This is a genomic window from Neobacillus notoginsengisoli, from assembly GCF_003515685.1.
Classification (GTDB): domain Bacteria; phylum Bacillota; class Bacilli; order Bacillales; family Cytobacillaceae; genus Bacillus_D; species Bacillus_D notoginsengisoli.
On the sequence record NZ_QWEG01000008.1, the window covers coordinates 51,465 to 74,661 of the forward strand.

Genomic DNA, 23,197 nt, shown 5'->3' on the forward strand with positions numbered 1-23,197 from the left:
TGAAGCGCAGGGCACCGACTCCGGCGGGATGTAGCGGCAAGGTGGAGACCCCATGAAAAGCGGAAGCGACCTCGAGGGGCTAGGCGCTGCAGCTAGCCAAACAGGCGCTTTTAGCGCCGAGGAGGCTCCACTGACGCTCCGCGGAAAGCGTGTGCCCGGAGCGGAAATCAACAGAGGGAAGTTCGTAGAAAGGATGTGCCCAACAATGCGGAAACCAATTATTGCGGGTAACTGGAAAATGCATAAAACATTAACCGAAGCAAAAAGCTTTGTTGAAGAAGTAAAAGGCCTTGTACCGGACAGTAGCCAGATCGAATCAGTCATCTGTGCCCCGGCACTGTTTTTGCAGCCATTAGTCGAAGAAATCAAGGATTCTCAGGTTGGAATCGGCGCGCAAAATATGCACTTTGAAGAAAATGGCGCCTTCACAGGGGAAATCAGCGCTGTCGCTCTTGCTGATCTTGGCGTAAAATACGTCATTCTCGGCCATTCGGAGCGCCGCGAAATGTTCAACGAAACAGATGAAGCAGTAAACAAAAAGACGCTTGCTGCATTCAAACATGGCCTTGTTCCAATCGTCTGCTGCGGAGAAACGCTCGAACAGCGTGAAAACGGCGAGACAAATGACTTCGTCGGCGGCCAGATTGAGAAAGCTCTCGAAGGCCTGACGGAAGAACAAGTCAAACAAACTGTCATTGCATACGAACCAATTTGGGCGATCGGCACTGGCAAATCATCAACAGCTGAAGATGCGAACGAAGTGTGCGCCCATATTCGTAAAGTCGTGGCAGACAAGTTTTCACAGGAAGCGGCTGAAGCAGTCCGCATCCAGTATGGCGGCAGCGTAAAGCCTGAAAATATTGGGGAATACATGGCCCAGCCGGATATCGACGGAGCGCTCGTCGGCGGCGCGAGCCTTGAACCACAATCATTCCTTCAGCTCTTGGAGGCGGGGAAGTAATGAAGAAATCCCCCGTAGCCTTAATCATCCTTGACGGTTTCGCCCTGCGCGGCGAACGTTACGGAAATGCAATCGCACAAGCGAAAAAACCGAATTTCGAACGTTTTTGGAATGAGTACCCGCACGCCCAGCTACGGGCAAGTGGGGAAGCGGTCGGCCTTCCTGAAGGGCAGATGGGCAACTCCGAAGTCGGGCACCTCAATATTGGGGCCGGCCGGATTGTCTATCAAAGCCTGACGAGGGTGAACATCGCCATCCGTGAAGGCGCATTTGCGGAAAATGAAACATTTAACGGCGCAATGGAGCACATCAATAAGAATGGCGGAGCGCTCCATTTGTTCGGCCTCTTGTCAGACGGCGGCGTTCATAGCCATATTGAACATATGTTCGCGCTCTTGAAGCTTGCTGCCGATAAAGGCGTCGAGAAAGTATTTCTCCATGCTTTCCTGGACGGCCGTGATGTCGGCCCGCAGACGGCAGGGACATACATTGAGCAGACATTGGAGAAAATCAAAGAGTACGGCGTCGGCCAATTCGCGACCATTTCCGGACGCTATTACTCGATGGACCGTGACAAACGCTGGGACCGTGTCGAGAAAGCTTACCGGGCAATGGTTTATGGCGACGGACCAAAGTACTCTGAACCAATGCAGGTAGTCGAGGACTCCTACCAGCACGGGATTTTCGATGAATTCGTGCTGCCATCTGTCATCACAGATGCTGAGGGTGAGCCGGTTGGCAAAATCAAAGACAATGACGCGGTCATTTTCTATAATTTCCGTCCAGACAGAGCCATCCAGATTTCAAACACCTTTACAAATGAAGATTTCCGCGCCTTTGACCGGGGCCCCGAACATCCGAAAAACTTGTATTTCGTTTGCATGACACACTTTAGTGAATCGGTTGATGGCTACGTGGCCTTCAAACCATCGAATCTTGATAACACTCTCGGTGAAGTACTTTCACAGAACAAAATGAAACAGCTCCGCATCGCGGAAACCGAAAAATATCCGCACGTCACGTTCTTTATGAGCGGCGGCCGGGAAGAAAAGTTCCTTGGCGAAGAGCGGATTCTCATTAATTCACCAAAGGTTGCAACGTACGACCTGAAGCCAGAAATGAGCGCATACGAAGTGACGGATGCCCTTTTGAAAGAAATTGAAGCAGATAAGTTCGAATGCATTCTGCTCAATTTCGCCAACCCTGATATGGTCGGCCACTCGGGCATGCTCGAGCCGACAATTAAGGCGGTCGAAGTCGTTGATGAATGTCTCGGTAAAATCGTCGACCTCCTTTTGCAGAAAGGCGGAACGGCCATCATTACAGCGGACCACGGCAACGCCGACGAGGTCGTCACCATCAAAGGCAACCCGATGACCGCGCATACGACCAACCCAGTACCAGTCATCTTGACAAAGAAAGATGTGGAGCTGCGTGAAGACGGCATCCTTGGCGATCTCGCTCCGACCATTCTTGATTTGCTCGGACTGGAACAGCCGAAGGAAATGACCGGAAATACACTGCTGAAGAAGTAAGCCTCGTGGGGAAATTTGACCCGTTTGGCGGTTGATTGCAGGAGCGAACCAAGCCATTTTTGCAAAAAAGCCGCCTTGTACGCGAATCTTCCTTGAAAACACGGGCAGCATACCGTGTCGGATAGGTTTTTGCAAAAGGCCGCTTAATCACGTTTCTTCCTCAAAAGCACGGGCAGCATACCGTGCCGGATGGGATTTTTGCAAAAGCCGCTTTAATCGCAACTCTTCCTTAAAAGCATGGGCAGCATACCATGCTGGATGGGGATTTTTTGCAAAAGCTGCTTTAATCGCGCGGTTCTTCCTTAAAAAACACGGGCAGCATACCGTGTTAGATGGGGGAGTTTTTGCAAAAAAGCCGCTTGTGCGTGGCGCTTCCTTATAAACTCGGGCAGCATACCGTGTTTATGCGTCAATTCGCAATGCTTATGGGCCAATTTCTCCGGTTTATGCGTCAATTAGCGGTGTTTATGCTCCAATTTCGGCGATTTATGCGTCAATTAGCGGTGTTTATGCTCCAATTTCGGCGATTTATGCGCCAAAAAGCGGTGTTTATGCGCCAATTAACGATGATTGCAAACTCGAAGTAACCAGCAACACAAGCAAAACCAACTAAAAGGAGAGATAATCCATGCCATTTATTATTGATGTATATGCGCGCGAAGTACTTGATTCCCGCGGTAACCCAACTGTTGAAGTAGAAGTTTTCACTGATTCCGGCGCATTTGGCCGCGCGCTTGTCCCAAGCGGTGCGTCGACAGGCGAGCACGAGGCAGTCGAGCTTCGTGACGGAGACAAAGGACGTTACCTTGGAAAAGGTGTCCTGAAAGCTGTTGAAAACGTGAATGACCTGATTGCGCCTGAACTAATCGGTGAGTACAGCGTCCTTGACCAAGTTGGCGTTGACCACGCGCTGATCGAGCTGGACGGCACTGAAAACAAAGGAAAGCTTGGCGCGAACGCAATCCTGGGTGTTTCCATGGCAGTCGCTCACGCTGCAGCAGACTACCTTGACATCCCGCTTTACCAATACCTTGGCGGTTTCAACTCCAAGCAGCTGCCAGTTCCAATGATGAACATCGTTAACGGCGGGGAGCATGCGGACAACAACGTCGATATTCAGGAATTCATGATTATGCCTGTTGGCGCGCCGAACTTCCGTGAAGCGCTTCGCATGGGTGCGGAAATTTTCCACAGCCTGAAATCTGTTTTGCAAGAAAAAGGCTTGAACACAGCGGTTGGTGACGAAGGCGGATTTGCACCGAACCTTGGCTCCAACGAAGAGGCACTTCAAACAATCGTTACAGCAATTGAAAAAGCCGGCTACAAGCCAGGCGAAGAAATCATGCTTGCTATGGATGCGGCTGCTTCCGAGTTCTATAACAGAGAAGACGGCAAATACCACCTTTCCGGTGAAGGCGTTGTGAAAACCTCAGAAGAAATGGTCGACTGGTATGCAGAAATGGCATCTAAGTACCCAATCATTTCGATTGAAGACGGCCTTGATGAAAACGACTGGGACGGCCACAAACTTCTGACTGAGCGCCTTGGCGACAAAGTCCAGCTTGTTGGTGACGACTTGTTCGTGACAAACACGAAGAAATTGGCGCAGGGAATCGAGCAGGGGGTCAGCAACTCCATCTTGATCAAAGTAAACCAAATCGGTACACTCACCGAGACATTCGACGCGATCGAAATGGCGAAGCGCGCGGGCTATACAGCTGTCATCTCCCACCGTTCAGGTGAAACAGAAGACGCGACCATCGCGGACATCGCTGTTGCGACGAATGCAGGCCAAATCAAGACAGGTGCGCCATCCCGTACCGACCGTGTGGCAAAATACAATCAGCTTCTCCGTATCGAGGACCAGCTTGCTGAAACAGCACAATACCTCGGCCTGAAGAGCTTCTATAACTTGAAGAAATAATCTTTGAATAAAATGTTAGATGAAACAAAAGGGGCACGCAGCCAAATGCGTGCCCTTTTTTCCATCTATTTGGAAAATGTCCGATTTTGCACATATAAAAATAGAATAATATTAAAAATTGCGAATTTTCGACACATATTATTTAACCTGTACAAATATAGTGCTAATATAAAGGTAGGGGGTTAAAGGGACTATTTATCCTTTTTGCCTTTTGTTGTAAGAGTTCTAATAAAAATCAGAAAGAAGAGGTGGATTTGTATGTTAGGATTTTTGGTGCGGATCGGACGTGCGCTCATGCTGCCGATCGCTGTGTTGCCTGCAGCTGCGCTATTGCTGCGCCTTGGCCAGCCGGACTTATTGGATATTAAATTTATAGCGGCCTCAGGTGACGCCATCTTCGCAAACCTTGCATTGCTCTTTGCCATCGGTGTTGCTGTCGGAATTTCCAAAGACGGCAACGGTGCCGCCGGTCTCGCCGGCGCCATCGGTTACCTTATTTTGACAAACGGTACAGCAGCCATCAACAAAGATATCAACATGGCTGTTCTCGGCGGGATCCTTGCCGGGGTCATCGCGGGTCTCCTGTACAACAAATATCATGATACGAAACTGCCTGACTGGCTCGGATTCTTCGGCGGACGCCGCTTTGTCCCGATTATTACCGCGCTTGTCATGCTCGTCCTTGCCGGAGTCTTCGGATACGTCTGGCCGCCTGTACAGCATGCGATCAACTCTCTAGGCAACTGGATCGTCGGCGCAGGCGCACTTGGGGTTGGGGCGTTCGGCTTCTTGAACCGTTTGCTCATCCCGCTCGGACTGCACCATGTTCTCAACACACTCGTCTGGTTCGAATTCGGTGAATTCACAAACGCAGCCGGTAAAATCGTCAAAGGCGACCTGTCCCGCTTCTTCGCGAAAGATCCGAATGCGGGCATCTTTATGACAGGCTTCTTCCCAGTCATGATGTTCGGCCTTCCAGCCGCAGCTGCCGCCATGGTTGCCGCAGCCAAGAAAGAAAGGCGCAAAGCGGTTGCCGGGGTCATGATTGGTCTTGCTTTCACATCATTCCTGACAGGGATCACTGAACCAATCGAATTCCTATTCATGTTCCTGTCCCCAGTCCTTTACGTTGCGCACGCCCTATTGACTGGAATTTCACTTGCCGTCACTTATCTGATGGGCATCAGGCACGGATTCGGATTCTCGGCAGGCGCCATCGACTATTTCCTGAACTTTGGAATCGCCACAAAGCCGCTCCTACTCGCGCTCGTCGGCCTTGTGTACGCAGCCATTTACTTTGTCATCTTCTACTTCCTTATCACGAAGCTTGACCTGAAAACACCAGGCCGTGAAGACGAAGTAGAAGGAGAATTCGAAGAAAGCACAAGCATCAAAGGCGACTACCATACAGCAGCAGTCCAATACGTTGATGCATTAGGCGGAAAAGCAAACCTTCTCAATGTTGACAACTGCGTCACCCGTCTGCGTCTTCGCGTCAAGGATAGCGAGGTCGTCAACGAAGCACGCCTCAAGCAGCTCGGGTCCAAAGGTGTTCTTAAATTGACGAAGCAAGACGTCCAAGTCATCGTCGGCACAGACGTCGAATTCCTTGCAAACGAAATCAAGAAACTATAAGAATCGAAGACAGCGCCTGGCGGTCCCCGTACCGCCGGGTGTTTTTACATGTGCAAAATGAACCTTGTGGCTTGCTTTAAACACTTTTCGCCTTATGGATGGGTCATCCTTCCTGATACCGGGGATGCAGGCTACTTAATTTGTGCGTCAATTTGAATTCCTGTTCAACTTATGAAAAAATGGCGGTAACAGGAAGTTTTTAACTACAAATTGAGAAGGTGGCTGATAACGTTGAAACGAATCCTTGACTGTACAGCGTCCGATTTTGCCAAAATGACCGGCCAGGATATTAAAAAATCAATCATTGCCTCTGAAGGAAGAACACTCTTATCAGAAGTCATCGGTGCGTTCACGCCAATTTACCCGGCCGTCACAAACGCTGAAATGGCGGCAGCCTTCGGGGCAGACTTAATTCTCGTTAACTTCTTTGATGTCTTCAATCCGGAAATGCAGGGAATGCCGAATGATCATCCTGAAGAAATTATCCGAGATTTGAAGAAGCTTGTCGGCCGGCCTATTGGCTTGAACCTTGAACCAGTTGACATGTCCGCGGAAAAGCTGGAGAAACTTACAGAGCTGCCAGAAGGCCGGATTGCAACGGAACGATCGATTCGCCGCGCGAAAGAGCTTGGTTTCGATTTCGTCTGCCTGACAGGCAATCCGAAAACAGGGGTTTCCAATACAGAAATAACGAAAGCAATTTCCGTCGGACGCGAAGTGTTTGGCCCTGAAGGCCTGATCATCGCCGGAAAAATGCATGGCGCCGGTGTCGCAGGAGAAACCGGAAGCACCATCATGAGCGAAGAAACCTTGCACGGCTTTATTGAGGCAGGAGCCGATATCATCCTGATTCCATCGCCGGGAACGGTTCCGGGCTTTACAGTTGAAAAAACGTCCAAGCTCGTCGATATCGTCCATAAAAAGGGCGCACTAGCAATCCTTACGACCGGGACAAGCCAGGAAGGGTCTGACGAAGCCACCGTCAGGCAAATCGCCCTCAATAGCAAGATGGCCGGTGCCGACCTGTACCATATCGGAGACGCCGGCGCCCACGGCATCGCCCTTCCAGAAAACATCATGGCCTACTCCATCGTCGTCCGCGGCAAACGCCACACGTATATCAGGATGGCTGCCTCGGTGGTGAGGTAAACATTGGGATGCATGCAGAGGCTGGTTCTCTGAGCCCGAACGAGGTTGTTAGACATGGATTTGGTCACAGAGACGGGTTCTCTAAGCCCGAATGAGGTTGCTAGACATGGATTCGGTCACAGAGACGGGTTCTCTAAGCCCAAATGAGGTTGCTGGGCATGGATTTGGTCACAGAGACGGGTTCTCTAAGCCCAAATGAGGTTGCTGGGCATGGATTTGGTCACAGAGACAGGTTCTCTAAGCCCAAAAGGAGTTGCTAGACATGAATTCGGTCACAGAGAAAACACCGAAGATGAGGGTTTAAAATTAGATGGGGGCAATTCGAATAGCGCTTTGCTTAAAACCTCCACAAATCCCGCTATTGTGAAAACCGGGATTATATGTTAAATTAGAAATACTGTAAACGAACGCCTAACAGGAGGTAGCCTTCATGCATGCACTGCTCGTAACGCTTTTAGTGATCGTATCAATTGGACTAATCGTTGTTGTATTACTACAATCAGGCCGTAGCGCAGGACTTTCCGGCGCGATTTCCGGCGGGGCAGAACAACTTTTTGGTAAGCAAAAAGCCCGTGGTATCGACCTGATCCTTCACCGGATTACGGTTGTCCTCGCGGTACTGTTCTTTGTCCTAACCGCTGCCGTAACATACTTTAAGCTTTAATCAATCTCAAAAATTGAGCCCGGCTTCGTGCCGGGCTTTATTTTTTTTTTTTTTCAACTTATATGCGATTTGCGACAGTGGTTTTGCAAAAAGCGGTTGAAGTGTTCGCAAGGTTGCGATTTGCGCTAAAGTCTCGTTTAAAAGCAGATTGAATGGCGCGCAAGGCAGTGATTCGCGCCAAAGTCTCGTTTAAAAGCAGTTTGAATGGCGCGCAAGGCAGTGATTCGCGCCAAAGTCTCGTTTAAAAACGATTTGAATGGCGCGCAAGGCTGCGATTCGCGCCAAAGTCTCGTTTAAAAGCGATTTGAATGGCGCGCAAGGCTGCGATTCGCGTCAAAGTCTCGTTTAAAAGCGATTTGAATGGCGCGCAAGGCTGCGATTTGCGCCAAAGTCTCGTTTAAAAGCAGTTTGAATGGCGCGCAAGGCTGCGATTCGCGTCAAAGTCTCGTTTAAAAGCGATTTGAATGGCGCGCAAGGCTGCGATTCGCGTCAAAATCTCGTTTAAAAGCGATTTGAATGGCGCGCAAGGCTGCGATTCGCGCCAAAGCCCCGTTTGAAAACAGATTGAATGACGTGCAAGGTAGCGATTCGCCCAAAGAATTCAGAAAATGCGTTTGAAGTGTTATGCAAGAGGGCTGAGCCTTATTTCTGGAATGTGCACTCCTGATTTGCTTAAACTAAAGGAAGATATGCAAAGAAGGAGTTTATATAAATGAAAGTACAATTACCAAAACCGTTTACGTTCGAAGCTGGCAAGCGGGCGGTTTTATTGCTGCACGGATTTACGGGAAGCTCGGCGGATGTCCGTATGCTGGGCCGGTTTCTTGAGAAAAAAGGCTATACAAGCCACGCGCCGCATTATAAGGGGCATGCCGTGCCGCCGGAGGAGTTTGTGAAAACCGGTCCCGAAGACTGGTGGCAGGACGTGTTAGACGGCTATCAATTTTTGAAAGATAAGGGTTATGACGAGATTGCGGTCGCCGGCCTGTCGCTTGGAGGGGTATTCTCCTTGAAGCTGGGTTACACTGTACCTGTAAAGGGTATTATTCCGATGTGTGCGCCGATGGATTTCAAGAGTGAGGAAACGCTGTACCAGGGCGTGCTGGCATATGCCCGCGAGTTCAAGCAGCATGAGGGCAAAACAGAATACGAAATCAATCAGGAGATGGCGGAATTCCGCCAGACGCCGATGAAAACGCTGAAGTCGCTGCAGCAATTAATCCTGGATGTCCGGGACCATGTTGACATGATTTACGCACCGCTGCTCGTTGTCCAAGGGCGGCTTGACCATATGGTGGATATCGACAGTGCCAATATTATTTACAGCCAGGCGGAGTCTGTCAACAAGCAAATCAAGTGGTACGAGGAATCGGGGCACGTTATTACGCTCGATAAGGAAAAAGACCAGCTTCATGAGGACGTTTATACGTTTCTGGAAGGCCTGGATTGGAAAGAATAATGAGAAAGACCCTGTAAGGGAGGGATTCGCTTGGAAGAGATTATTCAAGCGCATATAGACAAGCTTTTGCAATATATGAAAGAGGAAGCCTACAAGCCGCTCACGGTCCAGGAGCTTGAAGAAGCATTCGGGATTGAAGATTCGGCCGATTTTAAGATCTTCGTCAAGGCACTCGTCCAGATGGAGGAGAAGGGACTCGTTGTCAGGACCCGCGCGAACCGCTACGGCCTGCCGCAAAAAATGAATTTGATTCGCGGCAAGGTTGCCGGCCATGCGAAAGGGTTTGCGTTCGTTATGCCGGAGGAGCCGGGCATGGATGATATTTTCATTCCGCCGACGGAAACAAACAACGCGATGCACGGCGATATCGTGCTCGTCCGGATTTCATCCGAAACATCAGGCGAGCGCCGCGAAGGGACGATTATCCGCATCCTTGAGCGCGGCATCACCCAAATGGTCGGGACATACGTCGAAAGCAAGAGCTTCGGCTTCGTCATTCCGGACGAGAAGAAATTTACTGGTGATATTTTCATTCCGAAGGCGGCGAATGGTGGTGCTGTCGAAGGCCACAAGGTTGTCGTGAAAATCGTCAACTATCCGGAAGGCAGGACGAGTGCCGAGGGTGAAGTCATTCAAATTCTCGGCCATAAAAATGACCCGGGCGTTGATATCCTGTCAGTCATCTATAAGCATGGGCTGCCGCTCGCATTTCCTGAAGAAGTGCTCGAGCAGGCAAACTCGGTGCCGGATGAAATTAGCGAAAGCGACTTCGACGGACGCCGTGACCTGCGCGATCAAGTCATTGTCACGATTGACGGTGCCGATGCGAAAGACCTTGATGACGCTGTCACAGTGAAAAAGCTCGATAACGGGAATTACAAGCTCGGCGTCCATATCGCCGATGTCAGCCATTATGTGACGGAAGGCTCGCCGATTGATTTGGAAGCGGAGGAGCGCGGGACGAGTGTGTACCTCGTTGACCGGGTCATCCCGATGATTCCGCACCGGCTGTCGAACGGCATTTGTTCCCTGAATCCTAAGGTGAATCGTCTGACACTGTCGTGTGAAATGGAAATTGATTCGACCGGTCATGTAGTCAATCATGAGATTTTCCAGAGCGTGATTAAGACAACGGAACGGATGACGTACAGCGACGTGAACAAGATTCTCGTCGAGAAAGACGAGGAAACCCGCGGCCGTTATGAAACGCTCGTCCCGATGTTTGAGCAGATGGAGGAGCTTGCTTCCATTTTGCGCAAAAAAAGAATGGACCGCGGCGCGATTGATTTCGACTTTAAAGAGTCGCAAGTGCTGGTGGAAGAGGATGGCAAGCCAACTGACGTCGTTCTTCGCGAGCGCTCTGTTGCTGAAAAACTGATTGAGGAGTTCATGCTGGCAGCAAACGAAACAATCGCCGAGCATTTCCACTGGATGGAAGTTCCATTCATTTACCGGATTCACGAAGATCCGAAGGAAGACAAGCTGCGCAGGTTCTTCGAGTTCATTACAAACTTCGGCTATTTTGTCAGGGGAACAGCCAACGATGTCCATCCGCGCGCCCTTCAGAGTATTATTGAAGAAGTCCGGGGCAAGCCGGAAGAAATGGTCGTTTCGACGGTCATGCTCCGTTCGATGCAGCAGGCGAAATATTATCCTGAAAGCCTTGGCCACTTTGGGCTTTCAACCGAATTTTACACGCATTTCACGTCCCCGATCCGCCGTTATCCGGACTTGATCGTCCACCGGCTGATCAGGACGTACTTGATCAATGGAAAACTTGATGAGAGAACACGCGAGAAATGGAATGCACGATTGCCGGAGATTGCCGAGCATACGTCCAAAATGGAACGCCGCTCCGTCGATGCCGAGCGCGAAACGGACGAACTGAAAAAAGCGGAGTACATGGAAGACAAAATCGGCGAGGAATACGACGGCATCATATCGTCGGTTACAAACTTCGGTATGTTTGTTGAACTGCCGAATACGATTGAAGGCCTTGTCCATGTCAGCTATATGACGGACGATTATTACCGCTATGATGAGCGCCATTTTGCGATGATCGGCGAGCGGACCGGTAACGTGTTCCGGATCGGCGACGAGATTACCGTCCGCGTCATCAACGTCAACAAAGACGAGCGGTCGATCGATTTTGAAATCGTCGGCATGAAAGGCACAAGGCGCGAACGAAGCGGGGAAGGCCGCATCTTCCGGACGAGCGGTTCCGATAAAAAGCCTGCCAGAGGGAAAGAAGGTAAAAGCCGTTCTGGCGGTTCGGCTTCCAAAAGCATTGGCCGCACAGAACCTGGTGCTTCCGGGGAAGGCGATAAAGCCAAGAAGAAAAAGAAACGTAAATTCTACGAAAACGCCCCGAAAAATAAGGGCGCGAAGCGGAAGAAGCGGTAAGAGCCTGCTGGCATTTTAGCGGAAAGATAGAGGGCCTCATTGAGGCTCTCTTTCGTTCTCTTTTTGCAAAAACGGTGCCTTGGATGAATTGGATAATAAATGTACGGAATTGGATAATAAAACGTAAAAATTGGATAATAAAAGGGCCTAATTGGATAATAAACAGCGAAATTTCGCTAATACAAAGACGAAATTGGTAAACATATTTATTTCGCAATAAGAACCGGAAACTCCAAATTCAAGTGAATGAAAGGCCGGTTAATAAAGGCGAAAACTGGCTACTGCTGTTTATGATGTTGAATCGTGATAAATTTGGATGATTTTTACCGGAATACCCGACGATTAAGCCCTGTACAAAGGCCCATTCATTGTGAGAAGAGAGTTTTTTTGTTAAAATAAAGAAGTAAGGGGGAGTGTGCATGCCTAAAGGGTTTGGAAAAACGGTCGCACAAAATAAAAAAGCGTACCATGACTATTTTATAGAAGAAACATATGAGGCCGGAATTGTGCTGCAGGGAACGGAGATTAAATCAATCCGCGCCGGCAAGGTTCAATTGAAGGATTCATATGCGAGGATTCATAACGGCGAGATGTTCCTGTACAGTGTTCATATTTCCCCGTATGAACAAGGGAACCGCTATAACCATGATCCGGTCAGGCCGCGGAAGCTTCTTTTGCACAAAAGGGAAATAATGAAGCTGCTTGGCGAAACAAAGGAATCCGGATATGCGCTTGTTCCGCTGAAAATGTACTTGAAAAACGGCTATGCCAAAGTGCTGATCGGCCTGGCAAAAGGGAAGAAGAAATACGATAAGCGTGAAGACTTGAAGCAGAAAGAGGCAAAACGCGATATCGAACGCGCCTTCCGCGAACGCCAGAAAATGTAAGGGAAAGTCCTTCCTGTTGAAAAAATCGCTGTTTGTGCTATAATAAGAATTGTCGCAGGAGATTGCGACGCATAACTTAAGCTCATGCTCTGAGCTTTTCCGACGTCCGGCAAGAGATTCAATTGCCGCACATATAATAAATGGGGACGCTACGGATTCGACAGGGATAGTTTGAGCTTAGGTTGCGAGTCGAGGGGATCGGCCTCGTAAAAACGTCAACGCCTATAACTGGCAAAACTAACAACAACCTAGCTTTCGCAGCTTAATAACTGCATAGCTGTTCGCCCCTCCATCGCCTATGTGGTAGGGTAGCGGACTCACTCTTAGTAGGCTACGCCGGATCCCACTGTCTGAGGGAGAAGGAAGAGAACAACCAGGCTAGCTGACCAAACGCCTGTCGACAGGCAAATGGCTCAGCGAATCGCGAATATGTCGACTACACTCGTAGAAGCCTAAGTGCCGATATCTTTGGACGTGGGTTCGATTAGGAAATAGTCGCCTTGCATAGCAATATGCAAGTGAAAATCTGGCTTTATCGGTGAAACCTAAGTCGCAACACTTGCGATAAGGCAATGCCGAGCGGTATGTGGAGCAATCCAACAGCCGTGTATCGACTTATAGGCTGCCCACTGGGTAGTACTAGGATGCATAATCTGTCCGGGAACCGGGCAAATCTGCATTATGCATAATACGCCAGACGGCCTTCATCAGAAGGTCGAAGATATAGTCAGTGCCATATCGAAAGAATGGAATAGCACGTCCCACCGTCTCCACCAATACATAATTGGTGGTTTTTTCTTTTTTGTAATCATTTTTAATATAAGGAGACGTTTCTCATGTATCATTTAAAAATGCAAATGATGCACGAAATCCGTCCCTATAAATCAAGAAAATAATTCTGGTTTTTCTTTTAGTAAGGGATATAGCAAGTCCGTCATTTTTACTGTGTCACATACTCTTACTGTTGCATCGCCGAATGTCCCTTTGTACATAACTTGATTATTTAGAAGAATATCTTCAACCCGATCGTATTTTTCAGAGGTTTGGCCGATATGTCTTCTTTGCGGTGTGGGAATTTCCGTTTTATCCGGTAATATTGTGTAAAGCATTTCGTGAGCATCGGTCAATCGGCCTGGTATATCAAGCCATTCCTCGACTCCATGAATATATGTACATCTTCGTAAATCGACTCCGATTAACAAGATGGTTGCCTTCTGATCGAGTAATTTCCCCCAACTCGATTCTCGTGCACAAGGTGTGTCAAATTGTTCATTACCCGTAATAAATTCATGGGCCCCTTTTCCCAAGGCAGCTACCGAATGTGTTGGATGCCATGAGCGAACAACCCCCGGACGTTTTCGAAACTGTTCTGTTAGTAACCCAACACAAGATGGTGAGTCATTGACATAAAACCGAGGATTTTCCGCATTAATATACGACCATGTATGGGTAGGAAAAACCAAAAGACCACTTTTCATATATTCTGAAAGTGCATCAAGAACAGTATCCGCTCCACCCTCTACCTGCCCGATACTTTTCATTGATGAATGAACAAGTAATGTTCCATTTCCGTCAATTCCCAATTCTTTAAGATGATTTAATAAATCTTGTTTCTTGTACATCAAATTCAACCTTTCAATCTTTAAACATACCAAAAGAATACCATATTCGAAAAAGTTGTCTATGTTTTCTCTTCAATGGGACTGCCAAGCATATTTAGCCTGAAGGGTCATTCTCTGTTACTGTATTTTTACCAGTGTTCAATAAAACAACTCCACCTATAATGAAGATGATTCCTAAAACCTTAAAGTCTGTAAAAACTTCGCCCCACACAATGACACTTATGACAGCAGTGATCACTGTTCCTACTCCTGACCAAACAGCGTATGCGATACTCAACGGTATGGTACGCAGGCACAATGATAAGCAATAGAACGAGAGTGCATAACCAACAACGACCGCGACAGACGGAATGAGGACTGTAAATCCCTCTGATACTTTGAGCATGGTTGTAGCAAAAATCTCTGTGATAATTGCAATCGTTAAATATATAGAACCCTTCATATTTCTTCCTCTTTCTTACATATTTAATAAAATCACTCCGCAAATGATAAAGATTAACCCACAGAGCTTTTTGCCATTTAAACTCTCTTTATAGATGGCAATCCCAACTAATGCTGTAAGTGCGGTTCCGACTCCTGACCAAATCGCATAAGCAACTCCAAGCGGTACCGTCTTTAAACATAACGATAAAGCATAAAAAGCAATGCCATACCCGACGATTAACCCAACAGAAGGCAATATTTTTTTGAAGCCGTTTGTCGCCTTAAGCATCGAACTGCCAAACACTTCACTGACAATCGAGATTGCTAATAGTAAATAACCATTCATAGAATTCCCTTTCTTTTTGCCTTACTCATTTACCCCTTCTTTTTCAAAAGCGCTACATGAGACTTTATTAAAAGAATGCCTACATTTTACTTACCGAAATGCTGTAAATCAACTATACATACTTGGACCACCAATGGCATTTTATGATATTGGTGACGGTCTAGGTAAATACCCTATATATTTAGAAAAAAATTAATAGGGACAATTTTATCAAAATTAAAGCAAGGCATTGGATACTTTTTCAAATAAACATAAATGCTCAGTTTGCATATAATCAATTTAGGGAATGATAACAAAAAATAGGAATTATTAGGTGGAAAAACATGGACGGATTGAATAAATGGCTTTATAATAAGAATAAATTGGAAATTGAGGTGATTGATATGTCACAGTTGGACGTTTTAGAGAGGGTAACTACAGATCCTTCTGTAAAAGAGCCGAAAAAAATTGATGTGACCGCTATCCGTAGGAAACTCGCCGTTACTACTCTGCCTGGGAGTTCGTTGGTAGAACTTTATAAAGAGGGAAAATAGCCTTGAAAAATGTCCTAGAATATGAAGAAGCGCTGGGTATTGATTTTGGACAAGCATCCATTTGTCTTGATGCTTGTTTTATTTTGGCTTTTCTAGACAGTAATGACTTTCGTGGCGATGCGGTAGGTAACCTAATGGCTAAGTGGCAAGCTGACGGGGTAGAAAAAATCGGTATCCCCTATCAGGTGCACAGTGAAGTTATACATAACCTATTTAAAAATAATGTAATAAAAGCATTGGTCGCTGCGAAAAAGTTTCAGCTAAATCAGATAAAAAGCAGGAAAATAAAGTATAGTCTGACCGAGGAAGAAAGGCTTTTTGGTGGGCAAAAAGTTACACAAGATTTACTTAGATTTGCTCCAATGCAAACCATAACTGAAATTATTAATGGCAGAAGAGCTTCCGTACCTGTTTCAAATATCTTGAAGGAATATAAAAAGATTTTTCCAAAGTCTCGCCCATCGTTAACTTCTATTTATAAGTCTGCTCTTGATAAAATGAATCAGTTTATAAGTACCTTAACCAATGATTTTGGTTTTAAAGTTGAATGGCTAGTATTGGACCAGAATATCACAGATATAGCCGAATCCTATATGACCCTTTTTCAACTTGAAATATTTGATGCAATGCATTTAGCAAGTTCTCAATATAATTATTATCATTATTTTGCAACATTAGATCGAGACTTTGTCCATACTTTATATGACAGCGAAAAATTAACTTTAAAAATCGTCAACATAGCTTAACCGTCTACTTGTTCGAGATGTTTCTTTTTACTAACACCACAACTGAGTATTTTTAAATTCACCCCAGATATACTATGGCGTAGGTAACAGCCAAGCCCGGCGATAATGGGCTTGGCTTTTCTGATTGTTTTATATTAATTTAACTTTTCTTAATAACCGCCACATCAGGTAACGAGCGCTTCCCGCTGTTCTGCCCTTTATTTTGCCAAAATAACCTGGAGAATGAGTTGCAAGTGGAATACGGGAATCGTCCCCAAGTTCACACGGCTTACTCGTTGCTATATAATAGAGGCATCGAAAATGAGCGGGAGACAGGTGATTGATAGAATGAGTGTTACGATTAATGATATCGCGGAGCTGGCGGGGGTGGCGAAGAGTACGGTTTCGCGTTATTTGAATGGCGGGAATGTGAGTGAAAAGACGAAGGCAAGGATTCGCAAAGTCATTGAGGAAACGAATTATGAGCCGAATTCGTTTGCCCAGAGTCTGAAAGCGAAAAAGACGAACTTCATTGGTGTCATTGCACCGACGCTGGATTCGTTTGTTACGTCTACTGTTTTGATGGCGATTGATGAGGAATTGAGAAAACGTGATTATTCGACGCTGATCATTAGTACTAGCAAGCATGTGGACCGGGAAATTGAAAGCCTCGTCAGCCTTTCGCGCCAAAAGGTCGATGGGATCATCCTGGTTGCGACGGGGGTCACTGACAAGCATATTGAGACGATTCATTCGATTGATATTCCGGTTCTGATTGTTGCCCAGGAAGCGGATCAATTCAATTGCATCATCAATGATGATTATCAGGCGGGCTTTGAGATGGGCAAATACATTGGTGGAAAAGGGCATACATCTGTTGCGTATCTAGGTGTGACCGAGAGTGATATAGCTGTTGGGCAAAAGCGGAAACAAGGTGTTATTCAGGGTCTTACAGAGGGTGGAGTAAGAGATATCAAAACCTTCTTAACAGAGTTCAATTTCCAGGATGCTTCAAGAGTTACGCAGGAGCTGCTCGATGGATTTAAACCTTCAGCCATCATTTGTGCAACAGACACGATTGCCTTCGGTGCTTTAAAGACGCTTTTACGGCTTGGCAAAAAGGTGCCTGAAGATGTATCGCTTGCGGGCTTTGGCGGTTATACCATTTCTGAAGTGATCCACCCGTCGATGACCACGATCCGGTTTCATAATGAAGCGACAGGCAAAATGGCGGCAAAGACGATTATCAAAATGACGGATGGGGAAGAGGTACCGCGGCTTCAAGTTTCAAGCTATACGTTTATTGAAGGGGAAAGCGTGAAAAAAGCAAAGGGATGAGAGCGTTTTCAGAAAAGGGTTGCTAAATTCGAAAAGCTGTATTAGAATGAATTTGTGGAACCGGTTCCGATTCCGATGGTTTTTGCTATTATAATTTTTTTTACATGCTGTTGGAACCGGTTCCAAATCAAATGAGGGGGAATTAGAGCATGGCTAATTCTAAAATCAAGACAAAATACCTGCCTACCGTTAAAGAAATGATTCGTTTAATCGGCGGAAAAGAAAATATTCAAGGGGCTGCCCACTGTGCGACACGATTGCGCATTGTTCTGAAAGATAATGATCAGGCTGACACCGATACAATTGGCAAGCTTGATCATGTAAAAGGCTCATTCCTCGCCGGCGACCAGCTTCAAATCATTATTGGAGCTGGTACGGTAAATGATGTATACGCTGTCTTTACGGAAGAGGCGGGCATCCAGGGGATGTCGCTTGGTGATGTAAAGCAGCAGACTGCCGAGAAGCAGAATGCATTCCAAAGAGGAATTAAAGCTTTATCAGATGTGTTTGTTGAAATCATCCCGGGCTTGCTAGCTGCGGCATTGCTGATGGGTGTAACTGGCCTGCTGAGCCAAGAGGGGATCTTTGGGGCACAATCCGTTGTGGAAATGTTTCCTGCGATTGCAGGTTTTAACCGCTTCATTTCGATTATGTCGACGGGAATCTTTACGATTTTGCCATTGCTCGTCGTCTTTTCGGCAACTAAGCGATTTGGCGGAAATCCGGTATTGGGCTTAGTTCTCGGGGCAATCATGCTCCATCCGGACTTGGCGAATGCTTATGCAGTTGGCAGTGGCTCTGTTAAACCAGAAGTCATTAGCCTTTTTGGATTGAAAGTTTCCCTTGTTGCCTTTCAGGGAGGCATCATTATTGCGTTGATGATGGGATTTGTCGTTGCAAAACTAGACCAGTATTTCAGTCGGACAGTTCCAGATATTATAAAATTGTTCCTTGCTCCCTTTTTAACAATTGTCGTTTCGGGCTTTCTATTGTTCTCTGCAGTTGGTCCATTCGGTCGCTTGCTATCCGCAGGCATCACAAATGGCCTAATGTGGTCAGTTGATAACCTTGGAATCGTTGGTTTCATGCTTTTTGCCGGAATCCAGCAGGTCATTGTCATCACCGGCCTACATCATGTTATCGGTGCTGTTGAAGCGCAGCTCATTGCGGATACAGGCTTTAACTTTATCATGCCATTGATGTCTGTTGCTTTAATGGGACAGGGCGGAGCGGTACTTGGCTATACGCTTGGATTGTGGAGGAACGATAAGGCGAAGCAAATCGGCATATCGGCTTTCGCATCGACACTATTCGGCATATCAGAACCGGCGCTATTTGGTGTCAACGTACGCTATAAATTCCCGTTGGTCATGGGCTGCATTGGCGGCACAATCGGAGGAGCTTATGTGTATTTGACTGGAATTAAGGCTCTTGGCTTTGGAGCAACCGCTGTGCCAGGTTTTGCAATCGTCGCCGCACAGGGCGGAGGCCATGTCAATTATGTGATTGCGAATTTACTGGCACTTATGGTTGGCGCTGTGTTAACGGTGGTATATTTAAAAGTAAAAAAGCCGGTTTTGGATTAATCAGATTTTCCTAAATACAATTCTGGTGAGAGGAAGCGATTCCTCTCATCGCTATTTCATCGGGAGGGATCAACATGACGAGATACACGGAACCAAAATATAGAACGCTTTTTGATGCAAAAGAAAATGAATTGGAGAGGCTTAAGGAAAAATCGGCAAACTCACCTTGGAAGCCAGCCTATCATATCCATCCCCAGTTCGGATTGCTCAATGACCCAAATGGGCTTGCGTATTTTAATGGGGAATATCATGTGTTTTACCAGTGGTATCCGTTTGATGCGATCCATGGAATGAAGCATTGGGCCCATGTAAAATCGGCTGACTTTGTAAACTGGGAGCGGCTGCCGGTTGCGCTTGTCCCAGTCGAGGAGTATGAATCGCACGGTGCGTATTCAGGGAATGCGCTTGAGGTGGACGGGAAGCTACACTTGTACTATACAGGAAATATAAAATATGGCCGGGTGGAACGATCGGCGAATCAGTGCCTAGCAATCATGGATCAGGATGGGACGATTACAAAATACGAAAACAATCCGCTCATTGAAGGCGTTCCGGACGGCTATACTGGCCATGTCCGCGATCCGAAAGTATTCAATCGTGATGGCCGTTTCTACATGCTGCTCGGTGCGCAGCGTTCAGATCTGACCGGCGCGATCGTTGTATATGAATCAGACAATGCGATTGACTGGGCCTTTAAAGGAGAACTGGACCTTAAACTCGATTTGCCAGACTCCGTTTACATGCTGGAGTGCCCGGACGTTTTTGAGCTGGATGACCATGATGTGTTGGTCGTTTCACCTCAAGGGTTGAAGGCGGACGGCCATGACTACCAAAACCTCTATAATGTGATTTATGTTTTGGGCAAACTCGATCTCGATTCGCTAACATTTGAAGTGGACCACTATCAGGAACTTGATAAGGGCTTTGATTTTTATGCACCACAGACCTTTTCTGGCAAAAAGAATGAGCGACTGCTGTTCGCCTGGGCCGGCATGGGAGAAGTGGATTACCCGACTGATCAGGAGTCATGGGCACACTGTTTATCTATTCCGCGCCAGCTTTCCGTTAAAAACGGCAGACTGCTTCAAAAGCCTGTTCATGAATTGAAGCAGCTGAGAACGAAGACAGAAACAGACGAGGCGATTGTTGTTGGAAGCAAGGCAATTGAAAATAATACGAACCAGTTTGAGCTTGAAGTTGATTTTGCAGATATTGAATCCAATCAGTTTGGGCTGGAATTGTTTGTTTCTGAAACAGAAGGGCTTGTCCTGGAGATGGACCGGACTGCGCAGACGGTCAGCCTCAATCGTGAGAAGTTCGAGGCTGCTTTTGGCGGCGAATACGGCTTTGTGCGGACCTCCCCGCTTAAGATCAATCAATCAGTGAAGGTTCAAGTATTTGTCGATCGCAGCATTGCTGAGATCTTCATTAATGGCGGAGAAGTCGTTTTCACAGCGCGCGTCTTTCCGAAAAGTGAATCGAAGGGCATTACGGTGTTCGGAGATGGCAAACTAAAGGTAAGCTATCAAAAGCACAAGCTGGCGCAAGGCATTTCCATTTAGAGGTGAGCTCATGACGAAACTATTTTCAATCGGAGAAGTTTTAATTGATTTTATCCCTCTTAAGCGGGGCGCTGCGTTAAAGGATGTCGAATCGTTTGAACGGGCTCCCGGCGGGGCACCTGCCAATGTCGTGGCCGCTGTGGCCAAGTATGGGCATGGGGCATCGATGATTACAAAGCTCGGTAAAGATGCCTTTGGCGATTTTCTCGTCGAACAGCTTGAGAAGGCCGGTGTCCAGACGGATAAAATCCTTCGTACAGACGAAGCGAATACGGGTTTAGCGTTTGTTTCCTTAAAAGAAAACGGGGAACGGGATTTTTCCTTTTATCGCAAGCCGTCGGCGGATCTGCTTTTTAGCGAGGAAGAAGTGAAGGCCGAATGGTTTGGGCAAGCCGATGTTTTGCACTTCTGTTCAGTCGATCTTGTTGAAGGTCCAATGAAGCAGGCACATTTCCGCGCCATCCGCTTGATGAAGGAAAAAGGCGGATTGATCAGCTTCGATCCGAACGTAAGACTGCCATTATGGGATCATCCCGATGATTGCCGTTCAGCGATCCTGGAGTTCTTGCCACTCGCTCATCTTGTGAAAATTTCGGATGAAGAGCTAGAATTCATCACCGGAATGAATGAGGTGGAAGGGGCCATTCAATCCCTTTTTACCGGCGATGTCCAAGCAGTCGTTTATACGAAGGGTGCTGCCGGCGCGGACCTATACGTGAGGGGCGGGGCGAAATGGGAATCCCGTGGATATAAGGTTGAGGTCCAGGATACGACGGGTGCCGGAGATGCATTTATCGGCGGATTTCTGTACAAGCTCCTTGAAGCGGGAGCGACTCCCGGGAACCTGGAATTACTTTTGAAAGAAAAGCACGATGAAATCCTTCAATTTGCCAACGCCAGCGGAGCCTTGACTGCCACGGGCAAAGGTGCAATTTCGGCGCTTCCTCGTAAGGAAGATGTTCTTAATTTAATTGATAAGCGATAGAAAATGACGTGTGCGGGTGGCACACGTCATTTTTTGGGGAATAGTTAAAGATTGGGGTCTGTTGCCGGGGTGAAAGTGTGACAGATTTTTGACAGACTCCGATATATTGAAAAATTTATTGATATATGCCTGGAATTTTTCGATATATCCTAAAATTTATTGATATCTGCCCGGAATTTTTTGATATACGAAAATTAGGTAAGAAACCGCTGTGCCACATTCTAATTTATGGATTAAAATTAAGGGGATACTATTAATAAAGGTTGAAAACATGTGGATCGCTTAAAAAGTTTCTTCGAATAGAGTAAGTGAGCCGGTATATTCCCGGCAAACCAATTAAATTGAACGAAAAGCCGGCTGGAAAGTTCAAAGACAGTATAACTTTTGCACATTTAATAGGAATTTAAAGTTAACCAACATTAAAAGCCAAGCCCCCTGGTAATGGGCTTGGCTTTTTGACTTAATCTAAAAATAAAAACAGCGGGAAACGAATGCACCCCGCTGTTTTGCCGTTTATTTTGCCAGCTTATTCATAAATCGGTTTGGAAGTTTCATCGATTGATTTTCGCTGACAAAAGTCGCGCCTAATAGGAATACGCCGCCAAGCAATTGAATGAAAGTCATCTGCTCCTGCAGGATCACAGCGGAAATGACTAATTGGGTGATCGGGTCGGTATAGCTTAATGCAGCGATGCTTTGGCCTTTTAATTTCTGCATGCCTGAGAAGAAGCAGAGAAAGCCGATGCCGGTATGGACAATACCGAGGATCAATATAAATGGAATGGAAGAACCGGATACTTCCAAAAGGCCAAACCCTTCAGTTATTAATACATATGGCAAAAGAAGCACAGTAGCGATTCCGAGCTGGATGACCGTCGTTTGCATTCCGTCCATGTTTTTGATGAACTTGTTTAAGAGCATCAATGAAGCGTAGAGCACAGCTGCCATTAATCCATAGCCAATGCCAAGTAAATGATTGAATCCAGCAGTATTTTCATTACTGTTTCCAACAATCAGCAACATGCCGAGCATCGCAACGGCAATACAGATGATCTTTTTTGCGGTTAATTTTTCCTTAAGGACAAGTGGAGACAGCATCAGGACGAACACGGGCGCAAAATAATAACTGAGTGCCGCGTTGGAAATGGTTGTATGCTTGTATGCTTCGAAGAGGAAAATCCAATTAAAGCCCAATGCCAGACTGGAAAGGACTAAGATGAGAGCATTCGCCTTCACGAGTACCCATGAACATTTTTTCTTCATGATGAACATGACTGTCATTAAAAACAAACTGCCAATGAACCCGCGCAATAAGGCAATTTCACTCGATGATAAATCTATGTATCTGACAAATACGCCAACCGTACCGAAAATGACCATGGAAGATAGGAACAAAAATTTTGATTTCATCGTTTACTCCTTTGAATGTGCATAGTGATATTATCCCATTATACAGAATA

20 protein-coding genes and 1 other RNA gene are annotated in these 23,197 nt (G+C 46.7%); 17 read left to right on the top strand and 4 right to left on the bottom strand.

Translation table 11 applies throughout. The features are described from left to right. Window positions 1-205 precede the first annotated feature (205 nt). The 11 genes from tpiA (at window position 206) to ssrA (ending at window position 13,104) form a co-directional block, all read left to right on the top strand. Window positions 206-961 (top strand): triose-phosphate isomerase, encoded by a 756-nt coding sequence (gene tpiA / locus D1B31_RS13190; RefSeq protein WP_118921487.1) that lies wholly within the window; start codon window positions 206-208, stop codon window positions 959-961. After that, window positions 961-2,496 (top strand): 2,3-bisphosphoglycerate-independent phosphoglycerate mutase, encoded by a 1,536-nt coding sequence (gpmI, locus tag D1B31_RS13195; protein ID WP_118921265.1) that lies wholly within the window; start codon window positions 961-963, stop codon window positions 2,494-2,496. Before tpiA ends, gpmI begins: the two co-directional genes overlap by 1 nt. A gap of 344 nt (window positions 2,497-2,840) precedes the next feature. Next, window positions 2,841-3,083, top strand: a complete 243-nt coding sequence (locus D1B31_RS13205) for a hypothetical protein (RefSeq protein WP_142922588.1) — start codon at window positions 2,841-2,843, stop codon at window positions 3,081-3,083. Between the two features lie 41 nt (window positions 3,084-3,124). Then, window positions 3,125-4,420 carry a phosphopyruvate hydratase gene (gene eno, locus D1B31_RS13210; protein WP_118921268.1) on the top strand — a complete coding sequence of 432 codons (1,296 nt, stop codon included), beginning with the start codon at window positions 3,125-3,127 and terminating at the stop codon, window positions 4,418-4,420. A 258-nt stretch (window positions 4,421-4,678) separates the two neighbouring features. Beyond that, on the top strand, window positions 4,679-6,055 hold the full coding sequence (nagE, locus tag D1B31_RS13215; protein ID WP_118921269.1) for an N-acetylglucosamine-specific PTS transporter subunit IIBC: 1,377 nt from the start codon (window positions 4,679-4,681) through the stop codon (window positions 6,053-6,055). A gap of 231 nt (window positions 6,056-6,286) precedes the next feature. Further along, entirely contained in the window at window positions 6,287-7,204 is a 918-nt protein-coding gene (locus D1B31_RS13220) for a DUF7916 family protein (protein WP_118921270.1), read from the top strand. 430 nt (window positions 7,205-7,634) lie between these two features. Beyond that, entirely contained in the window at window positions 7,635-7,868 is a 234-nt protein-coding gene (gene secG, locus D1B31_RS13225) for a preprotein translocase subunit SecG (RefSeq protein WP_118921271.1), read from the top strand. 712 nt (window positions 7,869-8,580) lie between these two features. After that, a complete protein-coding gene (locus D1B31_RS13230) occupies window positions 8,581-9,327 on the top strand; it encodes an alpha/beta hydrolase (RefSeq protein WP_118921272.1) in 747 nt (248 codons plus the stop codon). Between the two features lie 30 nt (window positions 9,328-9,357). Then, on the top strand, window positions 9,358-11,730 hold the full coding sequence (gene rnr, locus D1B31_RS13235; protein ID WP_118921273.1) for a ribonuclease R: 2,373 nt from the start codon (window positions 9,358-9,360) through the stop codon (window positions 11,728-11,730). A 419-nt stretch (window positions 11,731-12,149) separates the two neighbouring features. After that, on the top strand, window positions 12,150-12,617 hold the full coding sequence (gene smpB / locus D1B31_RS13240) for an SsrA-binding protein SmpB (RefSeq protein ID WP_118921274.1): 468 nt from the start codon (window positions 12,150-12,152) through the stop codon (window positions 12,615-12,617). 150 nt (window positions 12,618-12,767) lie between these two features. Continuing rightward, window positions 12,768-13,104: a transfer-messenger RNA gene (gene ssrA / locus D1B31_RS13245) on the top strand. Between the two features lie 397 nt (window positions 13,105-13,501). On the opposite strand, the gene D1B31_RS13250 is transcribed toward ssrA, so the two are convergent. The 3 genes from D1B31_RS13250 to D1B31_RS13260 form a co-directional block, all read right to left on the bottom strand. Further along, window positions 13,502-14,239 carry an AAC(3) family N-acetyltransferase gene (locus D1B31_RS13250; RefSeq protein ID WP_118921275.1) on the bottom strand — a complete coding sequence of 246 codons (738 nt, stop codon included), beginning with the start codon at window positions 14,237-14,239 and terminating at the stop codon, window positions 13,502-13,504. 94 nt (window positions 14,240-14,333) lie between these two features. Beyond that, window positions 14,334-14,681, bottom strand: a complete 348-nt coding sequence (locus D1B31_RS13255) for a DMT family transporter (RefSeq protein WP_118921276.1) — start codon at window positions 14,679-14,681, stop codon at window positions 14,334-14,336. Between the two features lie 15 nt (window positions 14,682-14,696). Continuing rightward, window positions 14,697-15,008, bottom strand: a complete 312-nt coding sequence (locus D1B31_RS13260; protein ID WP_118921277.1) for a DMT family transporter — start codon at window positions 15,006-15,008, stop codon at window positions 14,697-14,699. Between the two features lie 323 nt (window positions 15,009-15,331). Between D1B31_RS13260 and D1B31_RS13265 the strand changes: the two genes are divergently transcribed. The 6 genes from D1B31_RS13265 to D1B31_RS13290 all read left to right on the top strand — a co-directional run bounded on the left by D1B31_RS13265 (window position 15,332) and on the right by D1B31_RS13290 (window position 21,737). After that, window positions 15,332-15,541 carry a hypothetical protein gene (locus D1B31_RS13265; RefSeq protein WP_118921278.1) on the top strand — a complete coding sequence of 70 codons (210 nt, stop codon included), beginning with the start codon at window positions 15,332-15,334 and terminating at the stop codon, window positions 15,539-15,541. A gap of 2 nt (window positions 15,542-15,543) precedes the next feature. After that, window positions 15,544-16,287 carry a hypothetical protein gene (locus D1B31_RS24875; protein WP_240035260.1) on the top strand — a complete coding sequence of 248 codons (744 nt, stop codon included), beginning with the start codon at window positions 15,544-15,546 and terminating at the stop codon, window positions 16,285-16,287. 300 nt (window positions 16,288-16,587) lie between these two features. Then, window positions 16,588-17,604 (top strand): LacI family DNA-binding transcriptional regulator, encoded by a 1,017-nt coding sequence (locus tag D1B31_RS13275; protein WP_240035261.1) that lies wholly within the window; start codon window positions 16,588-16,590, stop codon window positions 17,602-17,604. 149 nt (window positions 17,605-17,753) lie between these two features. Further along, complete coding sequence (locus D1B31_RS13280; protein WP_118921279.1) at window positions 17,754-19,190, top strand: PTS transporter subunit EIIC; 1,437 nt, start codon at window positions 17,754-17,756, stop codon at window positions 19,188-19,190. A gap of 74 nt (window positions 19,191-19,264) precedes the next feature. Then, on the top strand, window positions 19,265-20,752 hold the full coding sequence (locus D1B31_RS13285) for a glycoside hydrolase family 32 protein (RefSeq protein WP_118921280.1): 1,488 nt from the start codon (window positions 19,265-19,267) through the stop codon (window positions 20,750-20,752). A 10-nt stretch (window positions 20,753-20,762) separates the two neighbouring features. Further along, window positions 20,763-21,737: a carbohydrate kinase family protein gene (locus tag D1B31_RS13290; RefSeq protein WP_118921281.1), complete on the top strand. Its 975-nt coding sequence runs from the start codon at window positions 20,763-20,765 to the stop codon at window positions 21,735-21,737. 513 nt (window positions 21,738-22,250) lie between these two features. On the opposite strand, the gene D1B31_RS13295 is transcribed toward D1B31_RS13290, so the two are convergent. After that, window positions 22,251-23,147 carry a DMT family transporter gene (locus D1B31_RS13295; RefSeq protein ID WP_118921282.1) on the bottom strand — a complete coding sequence of 299 codons (897 nt, stop codon included), beginning with the start codon at window positions 23,145-23,147 and terminating at the stop codon, window positions 22,251-22,253. Window positions 23,148-23,197: the final 50 nt, after the last annotated feature.